The sequence below is a fragment of the Desulfosalsimonas propionicica genome, assembly GCF_013761005.1.
Taxonomy (GTDB): Bacteria; Desulfobacterota; Desulfobacteria; order Desulfobacterales; family Desulfosalsimonadaceae; genus Desulfosalsimonas; species Desulfosalsimonas propionicica.
Map to the genome: position 1 here is coordinate 526,961 of NZ_JACDUS010000001.1, position 25,075 is coordinate 552,035.

Consider the following 25,075-nt stretch of genomic DNA (forward strand, 5'->3'; position numbering starts at 1 on the left):
TTTTATTTGACGCGCCGGGATGGTTTCCATATGGCCCGGGCGGCGGTGATGATGATGTACTGGGCGCTGAAATACAGGGTGATGTTGATGATCCGGCCGGCCGGGATGGGGATCAGAAACTTGTTGACTGCAAGCACCACGTCCGAGGCGATAAAGATTAAAGCCCCGTAAAACAGGAGCCGGTCTGCGGCCGGCACCAGAAGCGCGCCAATGCTCATGGCCACAATCACCACAATGTAGAGCACCACGGGCTTGAAAAGGGCCGGTTCAATGCCGGAAAACAACCATATCATGATCGCGGCAAAAATCATCATGGCCCCGGTCACGGCGGTTTCAAACCCGCCGGGCAGCCGGGCATACCGGAAAAACAGCAGGGTGTAAAACAGGTGTCCGGCCAGAAACGCGGCCAGTCCGAAGACAAACAAGGCATCATAGGGCAGGTCCAGCAGGATGTCGCCGGCCACTGATCCCAACAGGGCCCCGGCAAGGCAGATCCGGACAAAGCCGTCCATGTCGCCGATGACCAGCACCAGCAGTGTGGCCACGGGTACCGCCTTTGCCGCGGTCCGGGCCGGGCCGGTGATGCCGGCTGCCAGCATCACAAGAAAGACAGCCGCGCCCAGCACAAAAACCAGGGTGAAGCCTGGGAAATAAAATTTTTGAAGATTGCTGCCGCCAAACTCCTGCTTTGACTGCATAAGGCCTTCTCCTGTATTAAAATGTATATCCAATGGCAAAATGAAACGCGCCCGGGCTTTCGCCTTCACGGCGGTCGAGCTTCCAGCCGTACATGGCGCCCACGGGGCCGATAGGGGTGATATAGCGCAATCCCAGGCCGGCAGAGGAGCGGAAATCATCATCTCCGGCATCTGAAAGAGGGTTTTGCACAACACCGGTGTCAAAGAAAACCGCGGCTTCCAGGTTTAACCCCAGAGCAAGGCGCGCCTCTGCACTGCCCAGGATTGCTGTGCGGCCGCCCACCGGGTCGCTGTTTTCGTCAATGCGCAGCTTGTTTTCGGAAAATCCCCGCACGTCAGCGGTTCCGCCCAGGAAAAACAATTGATCCTCCGGGACCCGGTCATTGTCCCCGTAAGGGTCTATATGGCCCATGCGCCCGTGGACCGCAAGGGTCAGCCGGTTTGCCGGGGAATAATACCAGCGCGCATCCAGCCGGTATTTGAAGAAGTTGTCCAGGTCGTTGTCAATGCCCCGGGATGCATCCACGGATGCTGAGATCCGCACCCCCCGGGTGGGGCGCAGAAACGAGTCTGTGGTGTTGTAGAGAAGGTTGGGCGAGGCCGTGACAATGGAGCGGGATCTGTATTCTTCGGTTTCGTCTTCAGGTATGGGCTGGTCATCGGTTCTGTACTGCTCCCGGGATTCGTAGCGAAAGTTGAGCCCGGCGTTTAAATTTGGTGTCAGGGCCTTGGAAAATCCAAGGGATGCGCCGTACATCCGGGTGCCGAAATCTTTGTTGAATTCCTCTGTTTCCTCCGTGTACAGGCTGGCTCCCGCGGAAATCCGGGTGCCGAAAAACCGGGGTTCGGTCAGGTCCAGGTCGGCCCGGTAGCCGATTTGGGAAAGTTCCAGTTCAGCTCGCAGGATTTTGTTTAATCCCAGAAGGTTGCGGTTTCCGGCCGCAGCATTGGTATAGAACTGCCGGCGCGTGTCATATCCCAGGGCCAGTTCCGCAAAATAGGGTTTGACCTCCTGGATTTCGGCGATCATGTGGATCTGCTCCGCCTTTTCCTCCAGGCCGAAGGTTTTGAAACGGGCGGTATCCACGGCGTTTAAGCTGCGGATGTTGCGCTGGGAGGCCAGCAGATCGGACAGGGAAAAGGGCTCGCCTTGGCTGATGGTCATTTCCCGGGCCAGGATCCGGCGCCGGGTGTGAAAATCGCCTGCAAAAAAGGTTTCACCCATTTTTGTCGCAGGCCCCGGATCAATGGTGTAGGCAATGTCTGCCCCGGTTTTGTCCTCGTTGATTGAAATCTTGGGTTCAACCGTTACATGGGGATACCCCTGCTCGGAAACCGCCTCTGCCAGAGCGGTTTGATCCTCCTTGACCAGATACTGCCGAAACGGTGTGCCGGGCTTCATCTCCAGCAGGTCCACGGCCCGGTCGCTGCCAATAAGGCCCCTGTCTTCCACCTTGACTCGCTTGACCATGGTCGCCGGGCCTTCATCAATTTTGATCTTCACCGATACAAGGATGGTGTCTGGTTTGTCCGGGGCCTTGCGGGTGTCCGCGCTGTAATCGATTTGCGCGTTTCTGTAGCCGGCCTCCGTGTACAGGGCAATGATCGCGCGCAGGTCCTCCCTGAGCACATCTTCTGAGTAGGCGCCGGAATAAAGCAGTCCCGGCAGTGCCGTCAGCATCTGGTTTTGTATGCGCTGGTCTGAAAATTGGCGGTTTCCGGAAACGGAAACAGAATCCACCATGTGAAAAGGGCCTTCGGTGATCTCAAAGACAATGGGTTTGACCGGCGGTTGGGTTTGCCGGATTTGGTTTTCTTCAGTCCGGATTTGCACCTCCGGATATCCGCGGGCCCTGTAGCGTTTTTTGATGTTCCGGACGCTTTTGCGCAGGCCCATGCCGTTTTTGTTGCCCTCTGTGAAAAGCACCAGGTCCTTTTTCAGGGTCATGTTCCAGAAGGCCTGATGGCCCTTAAACGAAACCTCGTACAACGGGCCCTCATGGATAGTAAACCGCACCCGCACATTGCCGTTTTTCTGTTTTTTTTTCACTTCGGCGTCAATTTCGGCTTCGGCAAAACCCTTGCCGTGGTAAAACTGTTTCAGGGCTTTGATATCGTCCCGGAGCTTATCGTCCACAAACCGCGACGGCCCGCCAAGCAGCAGGGAAGACTGCCAGGTGGAAAGCCGCATCTTGAGCCGGGCGGATGAAAATGCCTGGTTTCCGTCAAAACGGACTGCTTCCACGTGGTAAAACGGTCCCTTGTCAATTGTCAGATCCAGTATGCAATGATTGCTGTCCGGATCCTTTTCCACCGAAACAGAAGCTTTGGGCCGGATATAACCCTCTCTGGCAAACAAAGATTCCACCCGGGATTCCTGGTCCGGGAGATCTTCCGGCACGCAGGGGTCTCCTTCGGCAATGGTCATGGCGTTTCGGATCTCGCGCTCCAGCAGGGGAAAGCCCCCCTTGATCCGGATGTTTTGAATGCGTTCACGCGGGGTCAGCCGGAAGACCACTTCCATGGGATCGGCTGTCCAGTCCGGGTCCGGGATATCCACGGCGGCAAAAAGCCCGGAGCGCTTGAGCGATTCTATGGATCGGGACAGGCGCTGGTCTGAAAGCGGCTTTCCCGCCTTAACGGCGATTATGCCCCGGGCGATGCCGGAGAGTTGTTGCGCATCTTCCGGGTCTCCGGTGAGTTCAATTTTCACCGCATCCACCACCGGCTCGGGCAGAGCAGCCGGCTGCGCGCAAAACGCCGATGATTCCGTCATCCAGATGGCCAGGACGCAAATGCCGCATATAAAGAAAAAAGGAAAACATTGGCGGAAAAATTGTGTCATTGCCATTTTTTCACCCTTATCGGAACTCCAGTCGATAGCGCATTTCTCCGCCAAAATCACCTTCAGTGTCCTGGAAGGCATTCACCGAAAGGTTTTCCAGAAGCTTGTAGATTCCGGTGCTCTGCTGCACCAGTTCGCCGCTTTTGCGCTCCACCCCGTATTTGACAGTCAGGCGCCGGGAAAGCTCCTTTCCCAGCGTCACCTGCATTTGTTCGCTTTCCTCGGCTTCTGTAGCGTTTCGTCTGTATTCCACCTCCACTATGTCCAGGCCGGTGCCCCGCCTTAAGCGGTTTTCCAGGGGGCCGGTGACCAGACGGGCCAGCATTTGATCCGGTGAGGCCGCACCCCCGGAGCCACTGCCGATTTCCCGGGTGGTTCTGCCGGTGGCCAGCAGGGAAATGATATCCTCGTCTTCCTCTGGCGGAGTGGAGGAAAGTGCAAAGTCGAGATTCTCAGGTGTTCCCGTGATTGTCAGGACAATGATCCACTGTCTGACCTCGGCTTCGGCCCGAATATCCACCTCCGGTTCGATCCGGTAGGGGTCCACAAAGTCGATCACGCCTTTTTGAACGTCAAACTCGGTGTTGCGGTAAGACACTGTACCCTGCGTGACCTCGGCCCGGCCCGTGAGAACAGGATTTTTCAGGCTCCCGCCCAGGGAAAGCTGGGGGCGCACGGTGAGCAGGGCCACGTTGTTGTCCACCATAAAGGGGTTTCTGTGCCCAAGGGAGATGTCAAAGGAGAGGTTTTTGACAAAAGCTGCGTCCATATCCGGCATCCGGCTGCGGACCGGACTTTGGCGTCTTCGCTTGCCCAGTTCGCCTGCTGCATGAAGCAGGCTGAGGTTGAAGTCTTTGTAATAGATGCCTTCCAGCAGCACCACATCGCCGGTCAGGGCCGCCTGATCCGGGGTGCCGGAAAAGTTGAGATCCGCATTGAGCTTCAGGTCCAGGGTGCCGGGCACTTCCACGGGCAGCGCCCGGGCCCGGATGTCCACGTTTGTCCTGATAGGTGCGTAGTTGTCAAGCTCGGCTGTTGCGTTCACGGAAAACTCGCCCTGGTTGATCCGGCCTGAGAGTCCGGAGACTGTAAGGGCATTTTGTGTCAGCCGGATGCGGCCGTTTAGCGAATGCACACGCTGTGCTGTTTGCGAAATGGCAAAGCCCGCGTCCTGTAGATTGATTTCCGCAAAAATTTCCGGATCACCAATGCTGCCGCTGATTTCAGCCGAAAGCCGGGCCTGTCCCTCGGGCGCCTCGAACTCAGGGTAGAGTTGCGTGGCAACCTTTGCCGGCAGAACGCCTTGCGCAGTGATGCGCATGTTCCGGTCCAGCCCGCCGGTGCCCCGGATTGTCAGGAAACCTTCCTGAAACAGGGTGATGCGGTTTTCCGGCAGGGTTATTTGCCTGTTTTCAAGTGAGGCGGTAAGACCTGCGGCGGAAAGGATTTGTTTTTCATGGAAAATCAGTTCAATATCGGACAAATTTAGATCTGCGCGCGCGTTTTCAATATCTGCCGCGTTTCCCTCTGCCCGCAGGCTGCCGGTGACAGCTCCGGAAAAACCGTCCATACCGGCCAGTCTGAAAAAGGGTGCCAGCCGTGTTCCGGAAAATTGTGCCTGAGCCGAAAAATCCCGGGTGGAAAGCGCGTAGCGCCCCTTTAAGGCAAAGGGTTCGGATATGTTGAAGCTTGCCTTTGAATCGGTCAGCCCGGCGCTTATCTCCATGTCCGGGATTTTCCTGCCTTCCGCAGTCAGATCCGAGAGGCTGATCCGGGCATCCATGCCGGGTGCATCCAGGGTGCCTGCACCTTGGGCGGAAATTTGGGCTTTGCCCTGGATATCCATATCCGACAGCAGGTTCAGGGCTGCAAGATCTATGGCATCGGAGCCGATCTGCAGTTCGTATTTGCGGTTCATGGAGATCCGGCCCCGGGCCTGCAGGGACTGCTGCGGTGTGACAAAAATTTCAAGAGGCGCTATGTTGATCTGCCGGCCCTGGATTTCTGATTGAAGCTCAATTGCGTGCAGGTCCTGCACAGGGGTTTGAATATCCCGGGCTGATGCGGTAATACGGCCTTCCGGGTTTTTCAGGCTTCCGCTGATATCTGCCGATACCTGCGCCAGCCCCGAAACCTGCGGGAAAAAGCCGCTGATCTGTACTTGGTTTGTGCGCACGGAAAGATCCAATGCCGGATCCGGCTCGGGCAGAAATGTTTCCGGGTCCAAAAGCTGGATACGGCCGGTAATCTCCGCCCTTGAAGAAAGGCTTTCCACCTGCATCCTGGACAATTCCAGGCGGCCTTGGGAAAACTCCGCTTTTGCCTCTATGCGGTCAACGGCCGCATCCATGAAACCCGGACCATGGGCGGTTATTTCGGCGTCAACAGCGGGCCGGGCCGCATGCCCGGAAATGTCTGCCGCCAGTGTGACGCTTTTTCCTGTTACGCCATCCACGCCGAATTGCGCTGCAAGCCGGCCCGGCCCGGAAATCTCGGCACGGGTCTGAAAATCCAGGCTGTTTTGGAAAATGTCATAGGCGCCGGAGCCTTCCAGGGAAAAGTCCGCGGATTCTGCCTTCATGCTCCGAAGATGAACAACGCCTTTTTTCATGCGGCCCCGGGCCGAGATTTTAACGTCAGGGCCAGTAGTGTGGCTGTTAAAGGCAATCCCGCCGGCCTTAAGCTGTGCGTCCATGTCGGCAATCAGGTTTTTTGGCAATATGGCCGTGCTGTTAAGGTCGATCCGGCCGGAAACATTGCCCTGAAAAGAATTCATGCCCGGTATGGCCGAAAGCAAGAGATCTGAAACCGTGACGGCCAGGTCTGCGGTCATGGCCCCGGGTTCAAAGGGTGGAGTTGTCAATCCCCGGGGAAAAGCCTTTTTGAGGTTTAAGGTGCCGGAAGCACTCACAAGGCCTTGGTAAATACCGGTTTCAAGACGGCTGATATCCACCTGCCGGTCGCGCATCTCCGCCCTGACGGCAATTTTTCCCAGGTCCACGCCGGGCAGGCGGCAGCCGTCTGAATCCAGCTCAAGCAAAACATCGGGATTGCGGATTTTTCCCTTAGCTTGCGCAGAAAGCCTGATTTGGCCGGAAAATTCAGGATCAAGGCCCAGGATCTCCCGGATTTCCGAAAGATCGGCCAGGGCCTGTATTTGCAGTTTTGGGACGGGCTCGGAAAAAAGCCCGGCAACGCTTCCGGATACTGAAATCTGCGATTTTGCCGACTGCAACTCCAGTTCCAGGGGGTCGAGCAGGTCTTCTGAAAGGGTGGCTTCCAGGACAAACCGGTTAATGGGCGCATTAATACCCGCGGTGTTGATCCGTCCGTCCCGGATGGAAAACCGCAGGCTCCCGGATTGTCCGGCAATGTCGGCATCCCGGGCAGAAATGGTGAAATTTTCGAAAAAAACATCCGGCGGCTGGTCCGGCTCCCGGGTTTGCAGGCGAAAGGTTCCGTCTTGTGCAGCCAGTTCATTGATGCGGACATTCCATTGCCGGGCACCGGTTTTTTCCGGAGGGGTTTCCGGGGCGGCTTTGTCCCCGGGGGAGACAAATGCGCTGACAATATTGAGTCTTTGGTCCGCCCCGGTTTCTGCAAAGATGCCGGGGTTGCGGACAGTGGCTGTTTCCACCAGTATCAGGCCGGAAAAAAGTTTTGTCAGACCCATGTCCACAAACACTTCTTCAGCCGTGATCACCGGCCGGGCGTCCGGGTCCAGGATTTCGATTCCCCGCACCCGGACACTGCCCGTAAGCACTGAAACTTCCTGGCTTTCCCAGTGAACTTTGCCGGGAATGGCAGCGTTGACATACTTTCGGATCATGGCCCCGGCGGTGTCTGTGCCGAGAAACACCTGTGCGGCAATGACAGCAGCAGCCGCCAGAACGGCGGCGGCTGCCGCGGTAATTGTTAAAATTTTCAGAAGCCGCCGGATCATTGCAGCTGCGCTGACAGGTCAGTGACCCGGCCTGTTTTTTTGATTGTTGTCATGGTTTCAATGAAATCGTGTCATGCGTCTGTCATGGGCACCGGCTGAAAAAAGATGCAGTGCTTGCGGTATTGTATGTATCGATTATAATATGCTATGCAATTAATGATGACAACCTTTTAATAAGGCTCCGCTGCCATGGGTTTTTGCCTGCCGGGCAGCCGGCACAACGTGTGACATACGGAAAAACATGATCATGTCTGATGAGTTGTCCCGTCTGGAATGGATTCTGGAAAACAGCATAGCCCCGGAGAATGAAGTCCGCGCGCTGCTGCGGGAATATGAGGAACTGCTGGTTTCAAGGCGCCGGATGAGCACATTGCTGCAGAATTTGCCGGGCATGGCTTACAGGTGCAGAAATGAAAAAAAATGGACCATGGAATTTGTCAGCCAGGGATGCTTTGCTTTGACCGGATATGAATCCGGGCATCTGACCGGAGAAGGCGGCATTGCCTACGGGGAACTCATCCACCCGGAAGACGCTGACTATGTCTGGCAGACGGTGCAGCAGTGCCTTGCCCGGAATCGTCACTTTGAGGTTGAATACCGGATTGTGTCGGCCTCCGGTGATATTCGGTGGGTTTGGGAACGGGGGGTGGCAACCGGGCAGACGGATAACGGCCTTGAAATCATTGAAGGCTTTATTTCCGATATTACCAAAAGAAAAAAGGCAGAGGAAAAACACGGCAGGCTTGAAAAGCAGCTTCACCAGAGCCGGCGAATGGAGGCGGTGGGGCGTCTTGCCGGCGGCATTGCCCATGATTTTAATAATTTGCTTTTTGTCATTCTGGGCTATTCAGAGATGATGCTCCAGGACCTGCCGGAAACCCATGACATGCAGGGCCCGGTAAGGGAAATATACAATGCAGCGGACAGGGGCAGGGATCTGATCGGCCAGATACTGGCATTCAGCAGAAGGCAAATGCCGGAAATGGAGATCATCGACGTTGAACGGGTCATTGGCGGCATTGAACCCATGCTGGTCAGACTTATCGGCGAGGACATCGAAATTCAGGTCAGCCTTGGTGCCGGGGCGGGTTATGTCAAAGCCCATGCCTCCCAGATCGAGCAGATCCTGATGAACCTGGCGGTCAATGCCAGAGACGCCATGCCCTCCGGGGGCCGGCTTTTTATTGCCACCAGGGCGGCCCGGATTGAAAAAGACAATGAAGAAGCCGAAATCGGGGAACTCCGGCCGGGTTCTTATCTTCTGATTACCGTGGAAGACACCGGCGAGGGTATGGACCGCGATACCCTGGACAGGGTTTTTGAGCCATTTTTTTCCACCAAGTCCAGGGAGAACGGCTCAGGGCTCGGACTTTCCACGGTTTACGGTATCGTGGGGCAGTACGGGGGAAAAGTCCGGGTTTCCAGCCAGCCCGGGCAGGGCACACGGTTTTTGATTTATCTGCCTTTGGTGGAAACGGCCCGGGCTTCTGATGCGGCCGGGCCCCAAGAAGAAACAGAATCCAGGGGACTCAACGCTCCGGTTACCGTGCTGGTTGTCGAGGATGATCCGTCGGTGCGGGAGCTTGCGATAAGAATTTTAAAGGATCAGGGCTGCCGGGTGGTTGAAACCCGGGATGGATCCGATGCTGTTGAAAAGGCCCAAGCTCTGGAAGAGCCCCTCCATCTGCTGTTAACAGACGTGGTCATGCCCGGTCTGAAAGGCCCGGAGGTTTTCAGACGGATCAGGACCCGGCATCCGGAAATGAAAGTTCTCTATATGTCCGGTTATTCCGGAAATGTACTGGAAAAGACCGATATGCCCAGGCAAAAAGCCGCGTTTCTCCAAAAGCCGTTTACCATCCAGGAATTGCGGGAACATCTGGCCATGCTTCTGGGAGATCGGGCCCACAAAGGCGGGCAGAAGCCCACGGGGCCGCCAGTGACTTGATATGATGAAAATGATATCAGTAAAAATATTGTCAGGAATCAGGATATGCCGGATCTGGAATTAACCCCGGTGGCCCGGGCCGTGATGGAAAAGCGCTATCTTGCCCGGGACAACCAGGGCAATATCATTGAAACCCCGGAGCAGCTGTTTCACCGGGTGGCCCGGGCTGTGGCCGAGGCGGACCGGATGTTTGACCCGGGCGCATCCGTGCGCAAAACAGCCGGCGCCTTTGAAGCGGCCATGACATCTCTGGCCTTTCTGCCCAACACGCCCTGCCTGATTAACGCCGGCCGGCCCATGGGACAGCTGGCGGCCTGTTTTGTACTGCCGGTGGACGATAACCTGGAATCCATTTTTCAGACCCTTAAGGACACGGCCCTGATCCACCAGAGCGGGGGCGGCACCGGGTTTTCCTTTTCCCGGATCAGACCCCGGGGCGATACCATTTTTCCCGCATTCGGCGCTTCGGGAGGGCCGGTTTCCTTTATCGAGCTGTTTGACTCGGCCACCTATATCATTGACCGCAACCAGGTCAGACCCGGGGCCAACATGGCCGTGCTCCATGTTTCCCATCCGGATATCGAGGAGTTTATCCGGGCCAAGACCCGGCAGCAGGGGCTGCAGAATTTCAACCTGTCCGTGGCCGTGGATGAGCGGTTTTTGGACAGCCTGGAAAGAGGGGGGCATTATCCCCTGATTCATTCGCGCACCGGGGCGGTGGTGGGGGAAAAACCCGCCCGGAAAATCATGGACATGATCGCTGAAAGCGCATGGGAATGCGGAGATCCGGGAGTTTTGTTTATCGACCGGATCAACCGGGAAAATCCCACACCCGGGCTTGGCCGTATCGAGGCCACCAATCCCTGCGGAGAGCAGCCCCTTCTGCCGTTTGAATCCTGCACCCTGGGCTCGGTGAACCTGACCCGGTTTGTCTCTGATCAGGGAATTGATTATGAGGGCCTGGAGCGGATCGTGACCCTGGCCGTGCATTTTCTGGACAATGTGATAGAGGTCAACCGCTACCCCCTGCGGCGAATCGAGGAATGGAGCCGCACCAACCGAAAGATCGGCCTGGGGGTTATGGGGTTTGCCGATGCGCTGATCGCAATGGGCGTGCCCTACCAGAGCCAAAAAGCCCTGGACCTGGCCGAACAGATCATGGGCTGTATTCAGCAGACCGCTGCCGCGGCTTCGGCCCGACTGGCAGAAACCCGGGGCAGCTTCCCTGCATTCGGACACAGCGTGTTTCCGGAAAAAGGCGTTATGCGGCGCAGGAACGCGGCCGTGACAACCATCGCACCCACCGGCACCATCAGCCTGATTGCCGGGGTCAGCTCCGGGATCGAGCCGGTATTTGCATTTGAGCTGCAGCGCAAGGTGGTCGACAAGGTTATCGAACAGGTCCATCCCCTGTATCAGGCCTGCCTGGACAAGGGGCAGACCCCGCCAAAAGAGATTTTTCAGACCGCCTGGAATGTCGCCCCTGAGTGGCACCTCAAAATCCAGGAGGCCTTTCAGAAGCATACGGACAACGCGGTTTCCAAAACTGTCAATTTTCCGGCGGATGCCACCATCTCAGACATCCGCCGGCTTTTTGATCAGGCCGCTGCCATGCAGCTCAAGGGCGTAACCGTCTACCGGGACAATTCCCGCCAGGGACAGAGCCTTTCGGCCTGCCCGGTGCGGTGTGAAAGATGCGAGTGACCAATTGATCATTCCTGTTCCAGGGTAATGATGATATCGGCCACTGTGGCGCCCTTGCCCTCTTCATGCACGAGCAGGGGGTTGATGTCCAGTTCCTTTACCTGGGGGCAGTCTGTGACCAGGCCGGACAGGCCCACCAGCAGCTTTTCAATGGTTTCAATGTCGGCCCGGGCTTTGCCCCGGTAGCCGGTGAGGATCTGATATCCCCGTACGCTTCGGATCATCCGCCGGGCGTTATTGCGGCCGATGGGCGCCAGCCGGAAGGAAACGTTTTTAAACAGCTCCACGTAAATGCCGCCGAATCCAAACATCAGCAGATGACCAAAGCCCGGGTGCCGGTTGACGCCGAGGATGACTTCTTCACCTTTGGGCGCCATTTTGGTGACCATCACCCCCTGGATTTCCGCATCCGGAAGGTAGGCTTTGGCGTTGCTGACGATATCCGTATATGCCTGCTGCGCTTCCTGGGTGGTTTCAATGTTTAAAACCACGGCCTTTGCGTCCATTTTGTGCAGAATCTGGGGGGACACCACTTTCATGACCACGGGATAGCCCATTTTATCCGCTGCCTGGCCGGCTTCCTGTTCAGACCCGACAATTTCCACGGGCAGGGTGGGAAAACCGTAACACTGCAGCAGGCGGGCGCCGTCGTGCTCGCCCAGCACGGTTTTGCCGCTTTTCAGGCATTCGTCCACGATCTGCCGGGCCCGCTCCCGGTCAAAGGTCAGATCATACTGGGGCAGGATGGTTCGTGTCAGCCAGCGGGTGGCCTCATAGAGTCTGCCCATGGCCCGGGCTGCGTTTTCCGGAAAGGAATAGACCGGCACATGGTGTTCCTGCAGGTACTGTACGCCGGCAGATACGTCCACCACCCCCATAAAGCAGCAGATAATGGGCTTGTCCGTATTTTTATAGGTTTTGACAATGGCTTTGGCCGTTCCGATGGCATCGGTCATGGACTGGGGGGTTAAAATCATGAGCACGCAGTCCACGCCATGGTCTTTGATCACCGCATCCAGGGCGTGCTCGTAGCGTTTGCTCGGCGCGTCGCCGATGACGTCCACGGGGTTGCTGAAGTTGGCCGTGGGCGGCAGGTGCTCGCGCAGGGCTGCATCGGTTTCATCAGAGAATTGCGCCAGTTTCAGGCCGGATACCTCGGTCATGTCCGTGGCAATGATGCCGGGACCGCCGGCGTTGGTGATAATGGCGGTGCGGTTTCCCGCGGGCAGCCGGTTTGCGGAAAACACGCCCGCGTAGTCAAACAGTTCATCCACGGTGTCCACCCGCATGATGCCGGCTTCATCAAAAATGGCGTTGTAAACGGCCTCTGATCCCGCCAGCGAGCCGGTGTGCGAAGACGCGGCCTTTGCCCCTGAGGCGGTCTTGCCGGACTTGATCACCAGAATCGGCGTGGGGCGGTGATCCGAGGTGATGTGCTTGAGCTTGTCCACAAAATTTTCCCGCATGCGCAGTTCTTCCATGTAGACCATCATCACCCGGGTTTCCGGGTCCTTGTGATAGTACTGCAGCAGGTCGAATTCATCCACGTCCGCCTTGTTGCCGATGGAGATAAATTTGGAAAATCCGTATCCCCGGGACATGGCAAAGTCAAGCACGGCCGTGCAAAGCGCCCCGCTCTGGGAAATAAACGAGATGTTGCCGTATTCGGGCAAGTGGGTGGAGAAGCTGGCGTTTAACCGCACATCCGGGTGGGGATTGATGACCCCCAGGCAGTTGGGGCCCACCAGGGGAATATCGGCCCGACGGCAGACATCGGCAATTTCCGTTTCGATCTGCGCGCCCTCGCCCCCGACTTCCTTGAACCCGGCCGACACAATGACAATGCCCCTGACCCCTTTTTCCACACAGTCGCGTACGGCCTGAAGAGCCAGTTTTGGCGGCAGGATGATCATGGCCATGTCCACCGGATCCGGGATTTCCGTGATGGATTCGTAGCACCGCACGCAAAGAATGGATCGGGCCTTGGGGTTGACCGGGTAGAGGGTCCCGGTATATTCGCCCCTTAAGATATTGGCAAAAATGTCATGGCCCACTTTGCCGGGAGTTGATGAGGCGCCCAGCACGGCAACGGATTTGGGGGAGAAAATCGCGTCAAGTCTTTCCATTATACTCTCTTTCAGATTTTTTACGTGTTCATTTTGTTGTGCATTGACCCGGAATATATAATTGGTATTGTAACCGCCAAATAAAAAGAATGCAAACCCCCCGGCCTATCGGACAATGGAAATGCCGATGCGCACGGCCCGGTTTCGTTCCCGGTAGTCCAGCAGGCTTTCGGCCAGGGCATTGACGTACTGGGCCTGGAGGTAAACATCAATATCCACGGGCAAAAGGCGATGAAGCGGGTATGTTGCATCAAGCTGCACGGACGCGCCTTGTTCCGCCCACCTGAAATGCGAGCCCAGCACCAGACCTTCTGCCCGGCCGGCCTTGATTTCAAGGTCAAAATAGCCCCGGTAGCGGTACAGGTCCCTGTTGGTATCATCATCGTTTCCGGCGTAAACCCACAGCTTCGGCGCCACCTGGACTCCCAGCCGGGTTTTTTCATGAAACCAGATAAAAACCGGGCGGATGTAGGCGTAATTGGTGCTGCGCGACTCAAGCCCGCCGCGGCCGTTGGATTCGTGCTGAAATCCGGTCTGGACAAACAGCCGGGGAATGCCGTTTTGGTCTCCAAGCAGATTGGGGGAAAAAAAGAAAATCTCGGGCTTGTAGCTGGTATCCTTAAACGGCTGGGAGGCCGAGCCCAGATCCCAGAAAGAGGTCTGGGTATAGCCGAGAAAAAACTGCCGGGCCCAGGGGTGTTTTTGCGCAATTTGTTTCTTGGGATTGAAAAACCGGTATTTCAGGCTGATCTGGAATTTGCTTTCTTCAGGATCCACCCCGGCCAGAAAATACATGGGTTTGTAGGCTGAAATGTTTTCAAGATACGGCTGATAAAGCGAAAACATGGAATCCATGGTCTGCAAATCCGAATCGCCGGTCCTGGATTCAAAAACAGAAGCCTCTGAACCCGGATACAAAGATGTTTGTGCGCTGATTTTTCCCGTATGCGCAATGCAGACCGAAATCAGGACAATGATCAGGATCAATGTGTTCCGGTTCATTTGCCGGCTCCTTTTGGTTGTTTTAAGGGGCGGGGCACCTTTTTCTCTGTCATTTATATGGAAAACATATTTTTTGCCGATTTACAAGGCGTTATGGGATCATGGAGAGCATTTCATCCGCTTTCCGAACAGATATTATTTTTTAAAACAATGTTATTGACACGGGAAATTTTCTGTGCAAGGGTTTTGAGTAAATGCACACTTTGCACATTTTGCATAATTGATGGCGCCGTAAAAAGTCTGATTTCAGATGGTGCCGTAAACAGTTCAAGATCAAGGCTTGCGCAAGTTCGAAGAATGCAGCGTACTTAGCCGTACGTGAAATTCTGAGAAATTGCGCGTAACGCAGATATTGGACTTTTACGGCGCCATCATAATTGCACAGGAAAAGGCCATGGGCATTGAGCTTATTCATTCCAGGCCGTGTCTGATTTTCGGATGCGGCAATCCGCTTTTCGGTGATGACGGATTTGGTCCGAAAGTCATTGAGCACCTCCGGCAGCACCATCAGCTTCCGGAAAGTGTGGGGTGCATGGACGCCGGTACCGCGGTGAGAGACCTGCTTTTTGATATTCTGCTTGCGGAAAACAAGCCCCGCCGGATTCTCATCATTGATGCCTCCCGGCAGGAAGGCCGGGCTCCCGGCGAGATTTCAGAGATTGCCGTGGATGGGATCACCCCGGAAAAAACCAGCGATTTTTCCCTGCACCAGTTTCCAACCACCAATATGCTCACGGAACTCAGCACTGGAACCAACGTGGAAGTCCGTGTGCTGGTGGTCCAGCCCGAATATATTCCGGATGAGATTGCTCCCGGCATTTCCGCGTCTGTGATGGGCGCGGTGCCGGAAATGTGCCAGCATATCATGGATATCATTGAAAAGGAGCCGTTATGATCGAAATCCGTCCAAGCCGGCTGGCCAGCCTTCTGGGTGTACACCGCAACACGGTCCGCAACTGGATCAGGAGCGGCAAGCTTTCGGCAAAGCCCGGGGTGGGCAAACGGTATGTGATTTCCCGATCGGAACTGGCCGAATTTCTCCGGGCCAGACAGGTTTCGGCCGGGGTCATTCAAGAGTTGACAGACCGGCAGTCCGGAGCTTCTGCCGGTGCGGGGAAAACCCGTTACCAAAAACCAGATATTGACAAAGAGGTGCCCATGTCAGACAAACCCGTGGGATCCGTGATGGTTGTGGGCGGCGGCATCGCCGGAATTCAGTCGGCCCTGGACCTGGCCGAGTCCGGCTATTTCGTCTACCTGCTGGAAAAAAGCCCGGGCATTGGCGGCAACATGGCCCGGCTCGACAAAACTTTTCCAACCAATGACTGCGCCATGTGAATTCTTTCACCGAAACTGGTTGAGTGCGGTCGGCACTTGAATATTGAACTTCTGACCTTATCCGAAATCGTGGACGTGGCCGGTCAGGCCGGCAACTTCACAGTCACCGTAAAAAAGAATCCCCGCTACATCGACATGGACAAGTGCATTGCCTGCGGCATCTGTGCCCAGCGCTGTCCCAAAAAAGTCGATGATGAATTCAACATGGGCATTGCCAAGCGCAAGGCCGCCTACATCCCTTACGGGCAGACCGTTCCGCTCAAGTATGTCATTGATCCGGTCAACTGCCTTTATTTTACCAAGGGCAAATGCCGGGCATGCGAAAAATTCTGTCCCACCGGGGCCGTCAATTTCGAGGACAAGGAGGAAATCCTGGATTTCAGCGTGGGTTCCCTGATTCTGTCGCCGGGTTTTGAATCCTATGATCCGTCCGGGCTGGATTTTTACGGATACGGAAAAATCCCGGATGTGGTCACCAGCATGGAATATGAGCGGATGCTTTCGGCCGGGGGGCCGTTTCAGGGACATCTGGAGAAGCGCTCGGACGGTAGGGAGCCGAAATCCATCGCTTGGATCCAGTGTGTGGGATCGCGCAACACCAATCAATGTGAAAACGGGTATTGCTCCAGTGTCTGCTGCATGTATGCCATGAAACAGGCCATTATCACCGATACCCACATTGCCGGCGGCGGCGAGCAGACCATTTTCATGATGGATCTGCGCGCACACGGCAAGGAGTTTGAGCGCTATCACCAGTATGCCCTGGAGCACAATGTCCGGTTTGTCCGGGCCCGTCCCCACACCATTGATCCAGGCCCGGGCAATTCCGGGGTGACCATGCGTTATGTCACCGAAGACGGCCGGACAATGAAGGAAGATTTTGACATGGCCGTGCTTTCCGTGGGCATGGAAGCCTCTGATGATGCCCGCCGGCTGGCTGAAAAAACCGGAATTTCACTCAACCATTATCAATTCGCCCAAACTTCGAGCTTTAAACCGGCTGCCAGTACCCGGGAGGGGATTTTTATCGGCGGCGCCTTTGGCGGGCCAATGAATATCCCCACGGCTGTGGCCCAGGCCTCATCCGCTGCTGCAGAAGCCGCCCGGGGCCTGGTCTCATCCAAAAACACCCTGACCCGGGAAAAGAAATACCCGGCTGAAACAAACATCGCCGGCAAGGAACCGCGCATCGGCGTGTTTGTCTGCTCCTGCGGGGTCAACATTTCCAGCACTGTTGACGTGGAGGCGGTGGTGGAATACACCAAAAGCCTTTCCAACGTGGTGTTTGTGGAAAACAACATGTTTTCCTGCTCCACGGATACCCAGCACATGATGGCCAAGGCCGTGGCGGAAAACGAATTAAACCGGATTGTTGTGGCGGCCTGTTCTCCCAGGACCCATGAGCCCCTGTTTCAGGACACCCTAAAGGAGGCGGGATTAAACGGGTATCTGCTGGAAATGGCCAACATCCGCAACCACAATGCCTGGGTGCACCAGCAGGAGCCGGAAAAAGCCACGCAGAAGGCAATGGACCAGGTGCGCATGGCCGTGGCCAAGGCCCGCATGGTACAGCCCCTGGACAAGCTTGAGGTGGAGGTGACCCAAAAAGCTTTGGTGGTGGGCGGCGGCCCGGCCGGCCTGAGCGCAGCCCTGGGCCTGGCTGAGCAGGGATATGAAACTGTGTTGGTGGAAAAAACCGGTCAGTTGGGCGGAAACGCGTTAAACATCCGCAAAACCGCAAAAGGTGAGGATGTTGGCCCGGCCCTGCGCGAAATGATCCGGAATGTGGAGGCCAACCAGCGAATCCGGGTGTTGAAAAACGCCCGCCTGACCACTGTTAATGGAATTGTGGGCAGTTTTTCAAGTGATGTGGAAGCAGACGGCAAAACCGAGCACATTGAATACGGCGCAGCCATTCTGGCCACCGGCGGCCGGGAAACCGTTCCCGAGCAATACCTGTACGGAACAGACAGCCGGGTGATGACCCACCTGGAATTTGACCGGGAACTGGCCGATCATGCCGGCCGGGTCAAGCAGGCCAATACTGCGGTGTTTATCCAGTGTGTGGGTTCCCGGAACGAAAAACGCAATTACTGCAGCCGTATCTGCTGCACCCACACAGCCAAGTCCGCCATTGAGCTAAAGGAGCAGAACCCGGATATGAACGTCTATGTGCTCTACCGGGATATCCGCACCTACGGCGCCAAGGAGGATTTTTATACAAAGGCCAGAAAACTCGGGGTCAAATTTATCCGCTATGACCCAAAAGACAACGATCCAGAGGTCTATCAGGAGGATGCGGGCTTAAAAATCCGGGTCACAGACCCCATCCTGGGTCTGCCCGTGGCCATTGACACCGATTACCTGGTTCTGGCCGCAGCCATTGAGGCCAATGAGATCTCTGACCTGCTGAGCCTGTTCCGGTGCGACACCAACCAGGACGGGTTTTTAAATGAGGCCCATCCCAAGCTTCGGCCCGTGGATCTGGCGGTGGACGGGCTGTTTATGGCCGGTATGGCCGCGTATCCGAAAATGATAGAAGGTTCGGTTTCCCAGGCCCGTGCCGCGGTGTCCCGGGCCGGGGTGATTCTTTCCAGAAACCGGATGTATCTGGATGCGGTCAAGTCCTATGTCACCGAGCAGTGCGACGGATGTGCCGTATGCCTGGATGTGTGCCCCTATGACGCCATCTCCCTCACTGAGGAAACCATAGACGGCAGAAGCGTCAAAAAGGTCAGCACGGAAGCGGCCCTGTGCAAGGGCTGCGGGCTTTGCGAGGCAACATGTCCAAAGCAGGGCATCCAGGTTTACAGCTTTACCAATAATCAACTCCGGGCCCAGGTGCGTGCGGCACTGGATCTGCGCAATTAAAACGGATAAATGCAATAACGGGAGACAGAGCCATGTCTGAATCATTTGAGCCGAAAATTATCGGTTTTCTGTGCAATTGGTGCGCTTATGCCGGCGGGGACCTGGCCGGGGTCATGCGCATTCAGTATCCGCCAAACCTCCGGGCCATCCGGGTGATGTGCTCGGGCATGGTGCACCCGGAAGTGGTGGTGGAGGCCCTTTGCAGCGGGGCTGACGGCGTCATTGTCATGGGGTGACACCCCGGGGAATGCCATTACCTGGAAGGTAATGAAAAAGCACTGGCCCGAAGCACCGTTATCAAGGCGGTCCTGGAAGATTCGGGCATTGATCCCGGGCGTTTTGCCATTGACTGGGTGTCTTCGGCCGAGGCCCCGCGATTTGCTGAAGTGGTCACGGAATTTACCCAAAAGATCCGGGCCATGGGGCCCTGTGAAGCCGGCGCCCTGCAGCAGGCGGCCAATTGAGACCTTTGCCTGTTAAATAGATTTGTCCGGCCGAATGGGGCCTATAGTCCACAGGAGGGGATATGGAAACTTTTTTTGACCTGGTTCAGCAGGTTCAGAAACCGGGATTGTGCCACCGGTGCGGCGGATGCGTCACCTTTTGCACAGCCGTGAATTTCGGCGCCCTGGAGCTGGACCAAGATGGTAAGCCCCGCTACGGGGATATGGAAAAATGCATCGAATGCGGGCTGTGTTATTGTATTTGCCCGGAAATCGAGGAGTTCGAGGAAGAAACCCGGCGCAAGGTGGCCTGGAGCGCACCGAACGGCCGCATCATTGAAACCAGCGTGGTCCGGTCCGCCGACACTGCGGTGCGGGAAAGAGGAACAGACGGCGGGGTGGTAACGGCATTGCTGCTGCATCTTTTTGACAACGGCCGCATTGACGGTGCCATTGTCACCAAGCCGGCCGGGCCTTTCATGCGCCGGCCCAGCCTGGCCGTAACCCGGGAGGAGATAGAAGACGCCGCAGGATTTTATTTTGACACATCCCACGGCATGAAGCATCTAAGCGACCGGTACGTCACCTATTCCTCCATTGAGGAGTTTGCGCCCATGATGAAAAAGGGCCTCCGACGGGTCGCCCTGGTGGGCACCCCCTGCCAGATCAAGGCTTACCGCCGCATGGAGGTGCTGGGTATCGTGCCTTCGGATTCAATCCAGTACTGCCTGGGGCTGTTTTGCTCGGGCAACTTCACCTTTGATCCGGAGAGCCGGAAAAAACTGGCGGATACCCATGGTTTTGCCTGGGACAATGTCAAAAAAATCAATATCAAGGATTCGCTTTTAATCCACCTGGACAATGGCGAAATCCGCTCGATTGCCCTGGAAGACCTGGAGTTCATGAAGCGCGTGGCCTGCCGGTACTGCCCGGATTATTCAGCTGAATTTGCCGATATTTCCTTTGGCGGCATCGGCGCGCCCGAGGGCTGGACCACGGTGATCACCCGCACCCCCCTGGGCCGGGCTGTGCTGGCAGACGCCCGGGGCAATGCCGTGGAGGAGCTTGACCAACGGCAAAACCCGGGCTATGCATCCGGGGCCCTGGCCGAAATGCGGGAGGCGGCGGACAAAAAAAAGAAAGCCGCCCGGGACAACCGCAAGGAACTGGGCAAAAAGCCGGTGAACATCAAGGGGTAAAGTGCTTCAAAACAATATCCAAACGTGTTTGAGAGGAAAATCATATGGCAGCAAAAGTGGCAAGCGACTGGCTCAATGCCTGTTCCGGGTGCGAGATCGCCATTGTGGATATGGGCGAGCGGCTGCTGACCGTGCTGGATCTCGTGGAGTTTGTGCATCTGCCAGCGCTCATGGATCACAAGTATTACGGCCAGATGGGAGACGGGGCACACCTGAGCTTTCCCGAAGCCGATCTGGGCATTATCAGCGGGAGTATCAAAAACGAAGAACATCTTGAGGTGGCCCTGGAAATGCGCAAAAAATGCGGGGCCATTATTGCCCTGGGCACCTGCGCCACCCATGGCGGAATCCCGGCCCTGGCCAATTCCTGGTCCAATGACGAATTGTTTACGCGTTATTATTCCACCGAGACCACCGATCCCTGCGATGCCGTTCCCGCAGACGGCGTGCCGCCCCTGCTGGAAAATGTATCCGCCCTGGATGAAAAAATCAATGTGGACATTTACCTGCCCGGATGCCCGCCCCATCCCGACCAGGTGTTTGGCGCCCTGGCTGCGTTTCTGGAGGGAAAGACCCCGGAGCTTCCGACAAAAAGCGTTTGCGACACCTGCCCCACCAAACGGGAGGGCAAGGGCAAGATCGGCAAGCTGCGGCGATTCTTGCAGGCCCCGCAATACAAAGGTGCAGATGAGCCCCTGGACCAAATGCGCTGTCTGCTGGAGCAGGGGATTTTGTGCATGGGCCCGGTGACCCGCGCCGGCTGCGGCGGCGACGGGGTTGTGCCCCGGTGTATTTCCGCCCGGGTGCCGTGCCGGGGATGCTACGGCCCTGTGCAGCCCGGGGGCAACCAGCGGCTGGATATGTTAAACGCCCTGGCGTCAAACGGTATTGACCCGGCATCGCTTCCGGAAACCGTTTCCATGCTCCGGTTTTCCGGCGGGCACGGAATGCTGAAACCGGCCCGCAGATAAAAGGAGGTTTTATGACCGAAACACGCACCATCAAAATTTCGCCTATCACCCGGATCGAGGGCCATGCCTCCATTGCCATTGAGTTGGACGATGCCGGCAACGTGGCGGATTCCAAGGTTCATTTTCAGTCCATCCGGGGTTTTGAAAAATTCGTTGAGGGAAAACCCGCAGAAGAACTGCCCAGGATTGTAACCCGGATCTGCGGGATCTGCCCCTGGCACCATCACGTGGCCGCCAACAAGGCAGTGGATCGCTGCTTTGGCGTAAAACCCCCGCCGGCGGGCCAAAAACTGCGGGAGCTCATCCAGACCATTGCCCAGGCCGAGGACAAGCTTTTGCACTTCTTTTTCCTGGCAGCGGCCGACTTTGTGATCGGCCCGGATGCGGATTACGCCGTGCGAAACGTCATCGGCGTGGCAAAGGCCAACCCGGATCTGGCCAAAAAAGTGGTGCAGATGCGCTACAAGGCCAAGATGATGATTGAGAAATTCGCCGGCAAGGCCATTCACCCTGTTGCTGCGGTCACAGGCGGGTTTGCCAAGGCCATGACCGAAGAAGACCGCAAGTTGATGCTGGAGGGCATGCGCGAGATCTATGATTTCGCCCGTTTCACCATTGATTTTGCCAAAAAGGATATTTTCCCCAAATACATGGATGCGATCCAGAGTCTCGGGGTGATCAATACCGGGTTTATCGGCACGGTGGACAGTGCCGGGGCTCTGAATCTTTATGACGGAAAAATCCGGCTCATGAAGGCCGACGGCTCCTATACCGACTTTGACGTCCAGGATTACACGGATTATCTGGGCGAACACGTCCCCTCCTGGTCCTATGGAAAATTTCCCTATGCCAAATCCTGGAAAGAGGGTTTCTCCCTGGACATTGACAACCCCAAAGGCATTTACCGCTCCAACACCCTGGCCCGGATCAACGTGGCCGACCACATGGCCACTCCTGCGGCCCAGGAGGAACTCGAGGAATTCCGGCAGCTTTTTGGCCGGCCGGCCCAGGCCACGCTGCTGTACCATTATGCCCGGTTAATCGAGGAGGTCTATGCCTGCGAACACGCCATTGAAATGCTCGAAGATCCGGAGATTACCGATCCAAACGTGCGCGCGGAGGCCGAACCCAAAGCCGGCCGCGGCGTTGGCTGCGTGGAAGCCCCCCGGGGAACCCTGATCCATGATTATTCCACGGATGACAACGGCCTTATCACCCGGGCCAACATGATCGTGGGCACCACCCACAACCTGGGTCCCATCAACATGAGCGTGGATCAGGCCGCAAGATCCCTGATTAAAGACGGCCACGTGGACGAGGGCATCTTAAATAAGGTGGAAATGGCGGTGCGCGCCTATGATCCATGAGTCTCCTGCGCCACACACAGCCTGGACGGCGGTGTCGCAATGGAAATGACCATCCGTGATGCGGACGGCAATGTTATTAAAACCTTCAGTAATTGAGAAAAAACGCCCATGTGCCTTGCCATTCCTTCGAAAATCGTTGCTGTTGACGGTGATACGGCCGTCATTGATGTGGACGGAGTGCGGCGCGAAGCCAGCCTGATGCTGGTGGAAGACGTCTGCGTGGGTGATTACGTGATTGTTCATGCCGGCTATGCCATCAGCCGGTTAGACGCGGATGCGGCCGAAGAATCCCTGGAGCTCATGAAGCAGGTGTTTACATGACTCCGGTGGTTTCCGCGCTCAGACTGGATATCAAAGGCATTGTCCAGGGCGTGGGGTTCCGTCCCTATATCTATCAGCTGGCAGCCGCCCATGATCTGAAAGGATCTGTTATCAATACAGGTTTCGGGGTCCGGGTGCATGTGGAAGGCCGGCCGGAGAAGGTGGCCGGGTTCTGCCGGGCCATGGGCGGCCAGGGGCCGCCCATGGCCCGGATCACGGAAATCACTGAACACCAGAGCCCGCCTGCCGGGTTTTCGGATTTTACCATCGGCCAAACAGACCGGGGCATGGCTTCGGTCAACACATTTGTCTGCCCGGACACGGCTGTTTGCGCCGACTGCCTGCGGGAGATGCATGACCCCCGGGACCGCCGCTACAGGTATCCGTTTATCAACTGCACCAACTGCGGGCCCCGCTACACCATCGTCTATGATCTTCCCTATGACCGGCCGTATACCACCATGAAGCCCTTTGAAATGTGCGATCAGTGCCGGGCCGAATACCATGATCCCTCCAGCCGGCGGTTTCATGCCCAGCCCAATGCCTGCCCGGCGTGCGGGCCTAGGGCGGTGGTTTGCGGCAGCACGGGCCAAAAAATCCCGTGCGCAGATCCCATTGCCCATGCCGCAGACCAGCTCAAAGCCGGCGCTATTGTGGCCATAAAAGGCCTGGGCGGCTTTCACCTGGCTGCGGATGCAGCAAACTGGGATGCCGTGGCCGGGCTGCGGCGGAAAAAGGGCAGGGCGGAAAAACCCTTTGCCGTAATGGCCCCGGGTCTTGAACAGGTCCGGACATTTGCCCGGATCCGCCCGGAAGAAGCGGATTTGCTCACCTCCAGCCGGCGGCCCATTGTCCTGGTGGAAAAAAAAGCGCCTGATGTTCTCTGCGATGCTGTGGCTCCGGACAATCCCTGTTTCGGCGTGATGCTGCCATATACGCCCCTGCACCACCTTTTGCTGGATCACGGGTTTGCCGCCCTGGTGATGACCAGCGGAAATGCAGCCAAAGAGCCCATTGTCCTGGACAATGAGCGGGCATTTTCTGCTCTTTGCCGTATCGCTGACTTTTTTCTTATCCATGACCGGGGTATCTGTGTTCGGGCAGATGATTCCATTGTGCGCCATGTGGCCGGCACACAGCGCGTCATCCGCCGGTCCCGGGGATATGCCCCGGCTCCCCTGGCTTTGAATTTCCGGTGCCCGCAAATCCTGGCCTGCGGGGCGGAGCTGAAAAATACGGTGTGCCTGACAAAGAATAAAAACGCGTTTTTAAGCCAGCATATCGGGGACCTGGAAAATCCCGAGGCTTTTGATTTTTTCCAATCCACCATCGATCATATCCGGGGTCTTTTCGACATCACCCCGGAGGTGGTGGCCCATGACATGCACCCGGATTACATGAGCACCCGCTATGCCCTGGTTCAATCGGCAGTCAAACACGTGGCAGTCCAGCATCACCATGCCCATGTGGTGTCCTGCATGGCGGAAAACCGGATTTCGGACACGGTCATCGGCCTGGCTTTTGACGGCACCGGCTACGGCACAGACGGCCGGATCTGGGGCGGTGAGGTGCTGGTGGCAGATGCCGCCGTATTTGTCCGCGCAGCTCACCTCCAATATGTGCCCATGCCCGGCGGCAATGCCGCAGTTGCCGACCCGCGGCGCATGGCCGCCGGGTGGCTGCATCAGGCATTTGGAAACCAGTGGGTGAACCTGGAACTGGAATGCGTCCGCAGCCGGGATCCGGAAGAACGGGCCGTGATTTCCCGCATGATTGAAAAACAGGTCAATTCTCCCCTGACCTCAAGCATGGGCCGGCTTTTTGATGCCGTGGCCGCAATTGCCGGCATCCATTCCGGGTCCGTGGAATTCGAGGGCCAGGCCGCCATAAAGCTGGAAGCCGCAGCCGGTCCAAATCCCGGCCTGCTGGACCAAAAGGCGTGCTATCCTTATGCCCTGCCGGCAGACACCCACGGCGCCATTGAACTCCGGCCCCTGATCCAAGCGGTTGTTGATGACGTGCAGGCCGGCCGATCGGCAGCAGAAATCAGCCGCCGGTTTCATTCCACCCTGGTTTATTTGTTTTCGCAAATCTGCGATCAGATCCGGGCCCGTCAGGGCTTCAGCCGGGTGGTGCTCACCGGCGGGGTGTTTCAAAATGCCTACCTGCTTAGCATCATGGCGGCAAATCTTGAATTCATGGGTTTTTCGGTTTATACTCACAGCCTTGTGCCGGCAAACGACGGGGGCATCAGCCTGGGCCAGGCTGTTTGCGCCGCGGCAAAAATGCGATAGGTCGC

Annotated in this window: 15 protein-coding genes and 1 pseudogene; 11 read left to right on the forward strand and 5 right to left on the reverse strand. The window is 56.7% G+C overall.

Annotation, left to right across the window (positions count from 1 at the left end; genetic code table 11):
- Positions 1–2: 2 nt before the first annotated feature.
- From HNR65_RS02290 to HNR65_RS02300, 3 genes are all read right to left on the reverse strand, one after another.
- Complete coding sequence (locus tag HNR65_RS02290) at positions 3–698, reverse strand: lysoplasmalogenase (protein WP_181549816.1); 696 nt, start codon at positions 696–698, stop codon at positions 3–5.
- A gap of 16 nt (positions 699–714) precedes the next feature.
- Positions 715–3,474, reverse strand: coding sequence for an outer membrane protein assembly factor BamA (bamA, locus tag HNR65_RS02295; RefSeq protein WP_181549817.1), 2,760 nt, complete (start codon positions 3,472–3,474; stop codon positions 715–717).
- 85 nt (positions 3,475–3,559) lie between these two features.
- A complete protein-coding gene (locus HNR65_RS02300) occupies positions 3,560–7,486 on the reverse strand; it encodes a translocation/assembly module TamB domain-containing protein (RefSeq protein WP_181549818.1) in 3,927 nt (1,308 codons plus the stop codon).
- A gap of 247 nt (positions 7,487–7,733) precedes the next feature.
- On the opposite strand from HNR65_RS02300, the gene HNR65_RS02305 reads away from it, so the two are divergent.
- Positions 7,734–9,434, forward strand: coding sequence for a PAS domain-containing hybrid sensor histidine kinase/response regulator (locus tag HNR65_RS02305; protein WP_181549819.1), 1,701 nt, complete (start codon positions 7,734–7,736; stop codon positions 9,432–9,434).
- Between the two features lie 45 nt (positions 9,435–9,479).
- Positions 9,480–11,138, forward strand: coding sequence for an adenosylcobalamin-dependent ribonucleoside-diphosphate reductase (locus HNR65_RS02310; RefSeq protein ID WP_181549820.1), 1,659 nt, complete (start codon positions 9,480–9,482; stop codon positions 11,136–11,138).
- Positions 11,139–11,146: 8 nt separating this feature from the next.
- Here HNR65_RS02310 and acs read toward each other — a convergent pair whose 3' ends face one another.
- Both acs and HNR65_RS02320 read right to left on the reverse strand, forming a co-directional pair.
- A complete protein-coding gene (gene acs, locus HNR65_RS02315) occupies positions 11,147–13,264 on the reverse strand; it encodes an acetate--CoA ligase alpha subunit (RefSeq protein WP_181549821.1) in 2,118 nt (705 codons plus the stop codon).
- A 105-nt stretch (positions 13,265–13,369) separates the two neighbouring features.
- Positions 13,370–14,266, reverse strand: a complete 897-nt coding sequence (locus tag HNR65_RS02320; RefSeq protein WP_181549822.1) for a phospholipase A — start codon at positions 14,264–14,266, stop codon at positions 13,370–13,372.
- A gap of 394 nt (positions 14,267–14,660) precedes the next feature.
- Between HNR65_RS02320 and HNR65_RS02325 the strand changes: the two genes are divergently transcribed.
- From HNR65_RS02325 to hypF, 9 genes and pseudogenes are all read left to right on the forward strand, one after another.
- On the forward strand, positions 14,661–15,161 hold the full coding sequence (locus tag HNR65_RS02325; protein ID WP_181549823.1) for a hydrogenase maturation protease: 501 nt from the start codon (positions 14,661–14,663) through the stop codon (positions 15,159–15,161).
- Positions 15,158–15,304, forward strand: a pseudogene (locus tag HNR65_RS18100) (helix-turn-helix domain-containing protein); the annotation flags it as partial. The gene HNR65_RS02325 and the pseudogene HNR65_RS18100, both read left to right, overlap by 4 nt.
- A 120-nt stretch (positions 15,305–15,424) precedes the next feature.
- Positions 15,425–18,475 (forward strand): FAD-dependent oxidoreductase, encoded by a 3,051-nt coding sequence (locus HNR65_RS02335; RefSeq protein ID WP_181550061.1) that lies wholly within the window; start codon positions 15,425–15,427, stop codon positions 18,473–18,475.
- A gap of 32 nt (positions 18,476–18,507) precedes the next feature.
- Positions 18,508–18,939, forward strand: coding sequence for a hydrogenase iron-sulfur subunit (locus HNR65_RS17780; RefSeq protein ID WP_220128253.1), 432 nt, complete (start codon positions 18,508–18,510; stop codon positions 18,937–18,939).
- Between the two features lie 62 nt (positions 18,940–19,001).
- Entirely contained in the window at positions 19,002–20,117 is a 1,116-nt protein-coding gene (locus HNR65_RS02350; RefSeq protein ID WP_181549825.1) for a Coenzyme F420 hydrogenase/dehydrogenase, beta subunit C-terminal domain, read from the forward strand.
- A 44-nt stretch (positions 20,118–20,161) separates the two neighbouring features.
- Positions 20,162–21,088 carry an NADH-quinone oxidoreductase subunit B family protein gene (locus tag HNR65_RS02355; RefSeq protein ID WP_181549826.1) on the forward strand — a complete coding sequence of 309 codons (927 nt, stop codon included), beginning with the start codon at positions 20,162–20,164 and terminating at the stop codon, positions 21,086–21,088.
- Between the two features lie 11 nt (positions 21,089–21,099).
- Positions 21,100–22,455 carry a Ni/Fe hydrogenase subunit alpha gene (locus tag HNR65_RS02360; RefSeq protein ID WP_220128254.1) on the forward strand — a complete coding sequence of 452 codons (1,356 nt, stop codon included), beginning with the start codon at positions 21,100–21,102 and terminating at the stop codon, positions 22,453–22,455.
- Positions 22,456–22,563: 108 nt separating this feature from the next.
- Positions 22,564–22,776: a HypC/HybG/HupF family hydrogenase formation chaperone gene (locus HNR65_RS02365; protein ID WP_181549828.1), complete on the forward strand. Its 213-nt coding sequence runs from the start codon at positions 22,564–22,566 to the stop codon at positions 22,774–22,776.
- Positions 22,773–25,070: a carbamoyltransferase HypF gene (hypF, locus tag HNR65_RS02370; RefSeq protein ID WP_181549829.1), complete on the forward strand. Its 2,298-nt coding sequence runs from the start codon at positions 22,773–22,775 to the stop codon at positions 25,068–25,070. Before HNR65_RS02365 ends, hypF begins: the two co-directional genes overlap by 4 nt.
- Positions 25,071–25,075 lie beyond the last annotated feature (5 nt).